1 protein-coding gene is annotated in these 1,085 nt (G+C 64.5%); it reads right to left on the reverse strand.

All coding sequences use genetic code 11. The features are described 5' to 3' along the window. Window positions 1-1,085 (reverse strand): bifunctional 2-methylcitrate synthase/citrate synthase (gene prpC / locus LJ655_RS30020; protein WP_230564775.1); only part of this gene is annotated, 1,085 nt, incomplete at both ends.

Genomic DNA, 1,085 nt, shown 5'->3' on the forward strand with positions numbered 1-1,085 from the left:
GTGTAGTTCGCGCTCGGCCGAATGATCTTGTTGTCGACGCGCTGCTCGATGATGTGCGCGCTCCAGCCGGCCGTACGCGAGATCACGAACAGCGGCGTGAACATCGCGGTCGGCACGCCCATCATGTGATACGACACCGCGCTGAACCAGTCGAGGTTCGGGAACATCTTCTTCGCGTCCCACATCACCGATTCGAGCCGCTCGGCGATCGAGAACAGTTTCGTGTTGCCCGCTTCCTTCGACAGCTTCCTCGCGACTTCCTTGATGACCTTGTTGCGCGGGTCCGAGATCGTGTACACGGGATGGCCGAAGCCGATCACGACTTCCCGGTTCTCGACGCGGCGGCGGATGTCGGCTTCCGCTTCGTCGGGCGTCTGGTAGCGCGACTGGATCTCGAAGGCGACCTCATTGGCGCCGCCGTGCTTCGGGCCGCGCAGCGCGCCGATCGCGCCGGTGATCGCCGAGTACATGTCCGAGCCCGTGCCCGCGATCACCCGGCCCGTGAACGTCGACGCGTTGAACTCGTGCTCCGCGTACAGGTTCAGCGACACGTGCATCGCGTCGACCCACGCCTTCGACGGCTCGACGCCGTGCAGCAGATGCAGGAAGTGGCCGCCGATCGAATCGTCGTCGGTTTCGACCTCGATGCGCTTGCCGTTGTGCGAGTAGTGATACCAGTACAGCAGCATCGAGCCGAGCGAGGCCATCAGCTTGTCGGCGATCTCGCGGGCGCCCGGCAGGTTGTGGTCGTCCTTCTCGGGCAGCACGGTGCCGAGCACCGAGACGCCCGTGCGCATCACGTCCATCGGATGTGCGGCGGCCGGAATCCATTCGAGCGCGGCCTTCACGTTCGCGGGCAGGCCGCGCATCGACTTGAGCTTCGTCTTGTACGCGGTGAGTTCGGCCTGGGTCGGCAGCTTGCCGTGGACCAGCAGATGTGCGATCTCCTCGAATTCGCACGCGCTGGCGATGTCGAGAATGTCGTAGCCGCGATAGTGCAGATCGTTGCCGGTCTTGCCGACCGTGCACAGGGCCGTGTTGCCCGCGGTCACGCCCGACAGCGCGACGGATTTTTTCGGCTTGAA

This window comes from Paraburkholderia translucens (assembly GCF_020881035.1).
GTDB classification, from domain to species: domain Bacteria; phylum Pseudomonadota; class Gammaproteobacteria; order Burkholderiales; family Burkholderiaceae; genus Paraburkholderia; species Paraburkholderia translucens.